Below are 8,026 nucleotides of genomic sequence, written 5' to 3' on the forward strand. Positions count from 1 at the left end.
TCCATAGCAACGACGAAAAGGCAAAGGTGGCCAGAATCAGTAATCCACCCATTGTGGGCGTGCCGATCTTGGTGATCAGATGTGACTGCGGCCCGTCATCACGAATAGGCTGACCTTCTTTCTGATGTGTTTTCAGCCATCGGATAAAAACGGGCCCAAATAACAGGCTCAGAAATAGGGCTGTAACAGTGGCACCGCCTGTCCGGAAGGTGATGTAGCGGAACAGGTTGAAAAACTGGTATTCGCCAGCCAAAGGAACAAGTAAATCAGGTAACATATATTTTTCCTTCAGTTGATTGTTTGAAGGCAGATTTGTCAGTAACCGATGCGGTGGGTGTCTTATCCGTCATGGCATCTAATAGCGCGTTGGTAACACGCCATGCCCCTGAACCTTTTGACCCCTTTATAAAAATCGTGTCGTCAGTCTTTACAAAGCGCGCCAGCAGATCACTTGCGATTGCTGGATTTTCAGCAAAGATCACATCACATGGGGGGGTGGCATGCGCAAAAGCGCGGGCAAATTCACCCCCGATGGCAATGACATGGCGGGGGGCAATGCGGGCAATAATTGATACGATTTCATCATGGGCGACGGCGCTATGCGTGCCAAGCTCCAACATGTCGCTCACCACCATTATGTCGCAATGGCGCGCGTCTGTTAAAAATGGTTCCAGTGCAGCCAACATGGATGCGGGGCTGGCATTATAACTATCATCGATAACGGTTATGGCTTTGTCGTTGAAAATGCCACTATGGCGTGCACCACGTCCAGCAATGTCACCAAAATCAGCCAGATGATCGGTTGCGGCGACGGCATCCTGTCTCAACGCGTGCACACAAGCCAGAACGCCCAATGCATTCATCGCCCAATGATGGCCGGACATGCCCAATCGGAAGCTAACAGGAAAGCCCGATAAATCGGCCTCAATCTTCATGCCATCGTCATCTTGGCGTGCCGACAGTAAGCAGAATTCAGCTTCACCATGATTGCCAAATGTTATGATCCGTTTGATGCCTGCCGCTTTGGCCGCGCGGTATAGACGGTCAAAAAAGGGATCATCGATATTCAAAACAGCCGTGCCGCCTTGCATGCCTTCAAATATTTCGGCTTTCGCATCAGCAATCGCGTCAATCGACTCAAAATGCCCCGAATGCACGGCAGCAATCCGTGTAATCATGGCAACGTCAGGGCGGGCAATGCGGGTTAGAGTGGCAATTTCACCAGCGTGATTCATACCAATTTCCTGAATGGCAAACTGGCTGTCCTTGGGTAAGGCGGCAAGGCTCAGCGGCAAGCCGATATGATTGTTAAAATTGCCTTCATTCGCATGGCTTTGTCCAAAAGCGCGTAAAATATGCGCCAGCATTTCTTTGGTGCCTGTTTTGCCAACCGAACCGGTTATTGCAACCATGGCACCTTTATGGCGTTCACGTCCGGCAACCGCTAGATCGGTTAAAGCAGTCAGACAGTCTGGCACAATGATCTGCGTAAGCTCTACCGCATTGTCGGGCTTTGTTACAATCGCCGCGCTGGCATCGGCGCCGGCAACTTTCGCAAGGAACTGATGCCCATCTGCTGTTGCCCCGGGCAAAGCCACAAACAGGCTGCCTTTCCGGCACATACGACTATCAATCGTAATATGATCCACAGGCGATGCTATATCGGTTGCTTTTGCCATTACGCCGTTGGTATGCGCGCAAATTTCATCAACAGTCCATAAAGGCGCGGTCATTTTTGCGCCTCCGTCATATCTGCGATGTATCGGCTGGCAACTGATATGTCGCTAAAGGGCAACGTTTCATCACCAATCAGTTGAACGGTTTCATGTCCTTTGCCAGCTATCAGCAGGACATCGCCGCTTTCCAATTTTTCCAGCGTGCTTTTGATAGCTGTGTCGCGCGGGATTATTTCAATACTTTTGGGGCTGGTGGCCATAATGGCGGCACGGATATTGGCTGGATCTTCGGAACGAGGGTTATCGTCAGTTATGATAACAATGTCAGCCGCTTGATCTGCAATGGCACCCATCAGTGGGCGTTTTGACGGGTCGCGGTCGCCACCACATCCGAACAGCACATATAGCTTATGACTGACCTCGGGACGTAGAGCTTCAAGCGCAGCGCGCAAGGCATCGGGCGTATGGGCAAAATCAACAACAATTTGCGCACCCTTTGGGTGGCCTGTTACGGTCTGCATCCGGCCTGGGGCTGGTTTGAGATAGGCTAATCCGCCAAGCGAGTCCTGTAGGGTAAGCCCGCTCATATGCGCCATGATTGCCGCGGTTAAGGCATTAACCGCCTGAAAGGTGCCGGACATGGCAAGCGGGATATGCCAACTGTCACCGCCATGTTTGATCGACATTTCCAGAATATTGTCAATCGGCGTAATGTTTTCGATCTGGAAGTCGGCATCATCAGCAAAGCCGAATGTCTTTATAACGATCTGACGCGCTTCGCCTTGTATGGTTAGCATGTCGCATAGGCGGCGACCATAGGGATCATCAATATTGATGATTGCCGCGCCTGCATGCATCAGCAAATTCATGAACAGATGTGATTTGGCTGTAAAATATGATTCCATATCACCATGATGATCAAGATGGTCTTGCGACAGATTGGTGAAGGCGGCGATATGGACATTCAGCCCGTCAAGACGCTGTTGCACAAGACCATGCGAACTGGCCTCAAGCGCAAGATGGGTAACACCTGCATCACATAGCGGTGACAAGGCAGAATGCAGGGAAACGCTGTCAGGCGTTGTAAGCTTTGGTAAATCAAGGATTTTACCATCCATTTTCCGTGTATCGGTGCCTTTGACCCCTAACGTACCAATCGAGGCTGCCTGCCATGTTGCACGCGTCCATAATTGGCGCAGAAAATCAGCTGTTGATGTTTTGCCGTTAGTGCCAGTTACCGCGGCGATCATGCCAGGTTGCTTGCCCCAGAAGCGGGCAGCGGCCCTGGCCAGCACATGCCGCGGATTTTCGACCATGACAATTGGTATGCTCAAATTATCCAGCGATGCTTCAAGTGGGCGCATATCGGTCAGAACAGCACTGGCACCAGCCTTAATGGCATCCTCGATATAGTTTCGCCCATCGGTCGAACTGCCAGCCAGCGCGGCAAACATATCGCCCGGTTTAATGGCGCGCGAATTGTCACTCATGCCCGCAATCGGCGTCGATGCGGCTTGATCGGGTATGTCTGCCAAATTGTTCAAAAGATCAGAAAGATGCAAGCGTTGCCTCCTGATTGCCAATATTGAAATCAAACATGAGTTTCTGGCGAATTAATGGCGATTCTTCGTCAACAGGGTGCACACCAAGAAGGGGGGAAACCTGTTCGACGATACGGCGCACTGCTGGGGCGGCCACCCAGCCACCAGTTGCATAACCATAGGTTTGTTTTTGCCCTTTTGGTTCATCAACCATGATAACGATCACATAGCGTGGGTCATGCACCGGAAAAGTGGCGACAAATGTAGCCAGATTAGCTTTGGCATTGTAGCCGCCATCAGCTTGAACTTTTTCAGCTGTGCCGGTTTTGCCACCAACCATATAGCCAGGCGCGCGGGCCTTTTTGCCAGTACCTTCTTTATGTGAAACAACCAGCCGCATCATTGATCTGACAGCGCGGGCTGTTTGCTCAGAAAAGACACGGGTTTTGACTAATTCGTCACCCGCTTTGCGCTTTAATAATGTGGGGGCAATGCGCAACCCATTACTGCTGGCGGTAGATACAGCACTGGCAAGATGTGTTGGTGAAATCGAAATGCCATGTCCATATGACACTGTCAGTGTTGCGGCGCGCTTCCAGTGCTTTGGTGATAATGGTTTGGCTATTTCCGGCAATTCAAGCGGCAAGCGGTCAAGCAAGCCAAGTCGCTTCATATATTCTTTCTGTATTGCCGCGCCAAATTCCTCGGCCATCAACGCCGATCCGATATTAGATGAATGCACCATGATTTCGGCGACATTTAACGGTTTTTTACTGGGATGATAGTCATTGATTGTAAAGCGGGCTACCCGAAGCGGCTTCATGACTTCAAACTCGGTACGTGGTGTTGCCGCGCCTGTTTCCAGCGCAATAGCAGTATTCAGTACCTTGAAGGTAGAACCCATTTCATACAGACCCTTGGTCGCACGGTTAAAGCGGGCGTCATCACTGGCTTTGGCAAAATGGTTTGGATTGTAGTCTGGCAATGATGTCATGGCCAAAATTTCACCACTGCGGGTATCAAGCAAAACACCTGCCCCGCCGATAGCTTCGAATTCATTGATTTGCTTTGATATTTCAGCGCGCATAATCGCCTGTAACCCAACATCAAGCGACAGATGAATATCCTTGCCCGCGGCCAGATGCGCATCCTGCGATTTTTCAATTCCGGCAATGCCATTATCTTCGGGATCAACCTGTCCCAGAATATGCGCGGCTGTTTCGGCACGTGGATAGACGCGTAATGTGCTTTGGGCAAAATACACGCCCGGAATGCCAAGCCGCAGAATTTCGGCATGGTGCAGAGGTGTCAGTTTTCGATCCAGTTCGACATAGCGGGTCTGTTTTGACAGTAATTTTTTCAGACTTGCTACATCATGCCGCGCGATAAATGGTGCCAGCTTCTTGGCCGCGTCGGTCACATCCATGATTTCGCGAGGGTCGGCATGCAGAACTGTAATCGGCAGATTGGTCGCCAGAAGCCGTCCTTTGCGGTCAAGTATCTGGCCACGCTCGATGTGCGAGGTTTTGAAATGATTGGCGATGCGCTCGCGTGCGCCCGCATCTGACAGGTTGAAAATCCGAAAGCCAATGATGCTAAAGGCCAATATAGCGACACTGGCGCACAGAAGCAGACGCATTTCTGCAATCACCCGCGACGCTGCTGGATCAGGGCGAGGCGGCAACACAAGATTATGCAAAGTAGATAGAAATCCCTTATGTCGCATTATGGTTTGTCCCCAGTTGCCAGAATGGCTTTGATATTGACGCCTTTTGTATCGAGAGCGGGTAGCCTGACAGACATTGTCGTGCGCTTATTTGTGTCAGCGCTTGTCGGCGCATGCTTTATGGCATGTGCTTTCGGTTTTTTGGGTTCTGGAAGTTGAACGACTGGGGTTGGTTTTTCCGGATTTAGTTCCGACATCACCCGCATCGGAATGGCGTCCAGCGGCAAAATACGGTCCTGACTGATCGGTTCCATATCCAATAACGAATTGGACAAATTCATGATCCGCTCAGGGCGTGACAAATACGCCCATTCAGCCTCAAGAACAGCAATATCGCGTTTGGTAACGGCAATGGTCAGATTCAGATCGTTCAGCCGATCCTGACGTGCATCGATCCCCGTCTTAACCTGATACAAGGTGGTGCCAAGGCCAGCCAGAACTATTGCCCCAATCAAAATCATGCGCATAGGGCATTCTCCTGTCCTGGATAGGGGGCATCAGTGCGCATGGCGACACGCAATTTGGCCGATCGGGCGCGGCTGTTATCTTCGCGTTCACGATCTCCAGCTTGCAAGGCTTTGCGCGTCAGCAATTCAAAAGTTGGAGCTGGGCCATTGCTGGGCGGGCGATGCCGAGATGGCTGTGATGCTATCTGGCTTCGTGACGCCAGAAAGCGTTTCACGATCCGGTCTTCGAGCGAATGAAAAGATACAACCGCCAGAATCCCCCCAGGCTTGAGCATGGCTTCGCTGGCGGCAAGGCCGGATTTCAACTCGTCAAGCTCGCGGTTTACATAGATACGCAAGGCCTGAAAACTACGCGTTGCTGGGTCAATCTGGCCATACCGCTTGGCAGGCATCACACTATGGATGATGGCAGCAAGCTGGCTGGTGCTTGATATGGTTGTTTCGCTACGTGCTTTGACAATGGCTTTGGCAATCCGACGCGATGCTTTTTCTTCGCCATATTCCCACAGAATTTGCGCAATATCATGTTCTTCGTGACTCATGACAATATCTGCGGCGCTGATTCCGGATCGTGACATGCGCATATCCAGCGGGCCATCCTGACGGAATGAAAATCCACGATCAGCCTGATCAAGCTGGGTCGAACAGACGCCAAGGTCAAAAGCCGCCCCATCCAGAACCGGCGCGCTGGCATGGCTTGTCGATGTCGAATCTGCAGATGCCAGTGCGCTATGCACAAGTGACTGCATATCGGAAAAACAGCCTTCGACAAGCGAAAAGCGGGGTTTATATTCAGCCACCATCGACTGTCCGCGGGCAATCGCGTCAGGGTCGCGGTCAATCGCAATGACGTTACAGTCAGCGGCATCAAGCAGGCTACGGCTGTATCCGCCATTGCCGAAGGTGGCGTCAAGATAGGCCTTGCCAATGGCGGGGCGCAAAGCATCCACCACCTCGTTTAACAAAACCGACTGGTGAAGCATCTGGCCACACATTAGCGGCCTCCGTTATGTGGCGGGTCTTGCGATGCGCTCCGGCCTAGCCTGAGTGATGGCAGGCCTGTTGTTTTGGCACGGTTTCGGGCATCAGTTTCGCGATTGCGATAGCGGTCAGGCAACCAGATTTGGAATGACCGGCCAATACCGGCATAAAGCGCGCTTTCATCTAGCGCGGCAAAACCGATGAAATCAGCCGATAGCATAATCCGGCCTTCGCTATCCAGCTTCATTTCCTGGGCGCTGGATAACATTGTCTGCAAGGTGGCGACTTCTTCGGACAGGCTGTCCATTGTATCAATGGCGTCAACAATCTGGCCAATACGTTCAGAACCACAACCTTCAAGGCAAGGCTCGGTCAGCGATTTATAAATATAAAGCGGATCATCGCGTCGTTCCAATACGGCGCGGAAAGGGGCTGGCACGGATAAGCGTCCCTTCTTGTCAATCCGATGCTCAAATGTGGATAGAAATAAATCCACGCGACGCTCCTATAGTTCACAGCCGTGCCAGCCAGTTGCTCCGGCCATAAGCGGAATGCCATGTGCCGGGTATCACTTTACAAACCCCCTAAAACTTCAGGTGCAGCGCAGATTTCCGCAGGGAGGAACCAGAAAGCGCGCCATTCACCCAAAGATGGGATATTATGGGATAACATGGGAAATAATGGTCGTCAATGGGTTTTAGCTTGTTTTTCATGGGAAAAGGCAAGCTTTTCAATGTATTAAATGTAAAATATGAGAAAATAGCCTCAAGCCAATGAAAAACATTATTTTTTCAATTTATGTTCATTTTTTGTTCTATTATTAACGTTTTTTTAACTATGTTGCTTCCATAGTCCCATCCCTGCGCATGCAGATGACGGCATTTCACATATGGGCACCTTCGCACGGTGCCGTATGCCGCCAGAGTCCCAAAGCATGGGATGATTTCAACCAAGCATAGGAGTGATTATGCAAACTGACCGAAATACTGATTTAACAACCTTATCCGATCTGAATAATGCGGTAACGGGAACGGCATTCTTTGACGCCACCACGGCAAACAAACCCAATGATGTAAACAGTAACGGTATTGTTAACACCATTTATCAAGGCGACATTGGCTGGCAGATGCTGATCGCCAATGATGCCCCGCGCGAATTCTGGCAACGTACGCGTAAACCAGCCACGCCCTATTGGCGCAACTGGCGCAGATTTGCCGATTTTCGCACGGTCAATGATGCGATTGACGCGGCGCTGGCGACAGCCAGTCAAGCGGATGCCGAGACGGTCAAAAGCCTGATTGCCGAACATGGCGCGGCGGAAGTAAGCGCGCGTGATGCGACGATTGCCAGTGCGGTTTCATCCGCGGTGAATGACATCCCGCAGGGTCTTGATCGCGCGGCGGTGGAATCGATTGTCGATACCAAGCTGGATAGTGAGTTGGATGACGAACGCACAGCGCGTAATGACGCCATTAATACGGCGGTTAACGCGGCAACAACGGCCATCATTACGGGGCGTAAAGGCGCGATTGAAACGGCGATTGCCACCGAACGTGCGGCGATTGACCGCGCAGTTGACAGCAAAACAGGTATTATTGACGCCAAGGTAACAACGCTTGATGCCAAGCTGGAAAG

General features: G+C 51.3%; 7 protein-coding genes and 1 pseudogene. 1 reads left to right on the forward strand and 7 read right to left on the reverse strand.

Annotation, left to right across the window (positions count from 1 at the left end):
- The 7 genes and pseudogenes from mraY to ABNT28_RS08770 form a co-directional block, all read right to left on the reverse strand.
- Positions 1–277 (reverse strand): annotated as a pseudogene (gene mraY, locus ABNT28_RS08740) (phospho-N-acetylmuramoyl-pentapeptide-transferase); the annotation flags it as partial.
- Entirely contained in the window at positions 267–1,733 is a 1,467-nt protein-coding gene (gene murF, locus ABNT28_RS08745; RefSeq protein WP_348721403.1) for a UDP-N-acetylmuramoyl-tripeptide--D-alanyl-D-alanine ligase, read from the reverse strand. The pseudogene mraY and the gene murF, both read right to left, overlap by 11 nt.
- Positions 1,730–3,238 (reverse strand): UDP-N-acetylmuramoyl-L-alanyl-D-glutamate--2,6-diaminopimelate ligase, encoded by a 1,509-nt coding sequence (locus tag ABNT28_RS08750; RefSeq protein ID WP_332923462.1) that lies wholly within the window; start codon positions 3,236–3,238, stop codon positions 1,730–1,732. The genes murF and ABNT28_RS08750 overlap by 4 nt, the downstream gene beginning before the upstream one ends.
- Positions 3,225–4,943, reverse strand: coding sequence for a penicillin-binding protein 2 (locus ABNT28_RS08755; RefSeq protein ID WP_332923463.1), 1,719 nt, complete (start codon positions 4,941–4,943; stop codon positions 3,225–3,227). The genes ABNT28_RS08750 and ABNT28_RS08755 overlap by 14 nt, the downstream gene beginning before the upstream one ends.
- Positions 4,943–5,410: a hypothetical protein gene (locus ABNT28_RS08760; protein ID WP_332923464.1), complete on the reverse strand. Its 468-nt coding sequence runs from the start codon at positions 5,408–5,410 to the stop codon at positions 4,943–4,945. The genes ABNT28_RS08755 and ABNT28_RS08760 overlap by 1 nt, the downstream gene beginning before the upstream one ends.
- A complete protein-coding gene (gene rsmH, locus ABNT28_RS08765) occupies positions 5,401–6,405 on the reverse strand; it encodes a 16S rRNA (cytosine(1402)-N(4))-methyltransferase RsmH (protein WP_348721404.1) in 1,005 nt (334 codons plus the stop codon). Before rsmH ends, ABNT28_RS08760 begins: the two co-directional genes overlap by 10 nt.
- On the reverse strand, positions 6,405–6,887 hold the full coding sequence (locus ABNT28_RS08770; protein ID WP_332924958.1) for a division/cell wall cluster transcriptional repressor MraZ: 483 nt from the start codon (positions 6,885–6,887) through the stop codon (positions 6,405–6,407). The genes rsmH and ABNT28_RS08770 overlap by 1 nt, the downstream gene beginning before the upstream one ends.
- 471 nt (positions 6,888–7,358) lie before the next feature.
- Between ABNT28_RS08770 and ABNT28_RS08775 the strand changes: the two genes are divergently transcribed.
- On the forward strand, positions 7,359–8,026 hold a 668-nt coding region (locus ABNT28_RS08775; protein WP_348721405.1), incomplete at its 3' end, for a hypothetical protein.

The sequence above is a fragment of the uncultured Candidatus Puniceispirillum sp. genome, from assembly GCF_963979125.1.
In the GTDB taxonomy this organism is placed as follows: Bacteria; Pseudomonadota; Alphaproteobacteria; order Puniceispirillales; family Puniceispirillaceae; genus Puniceispirillum.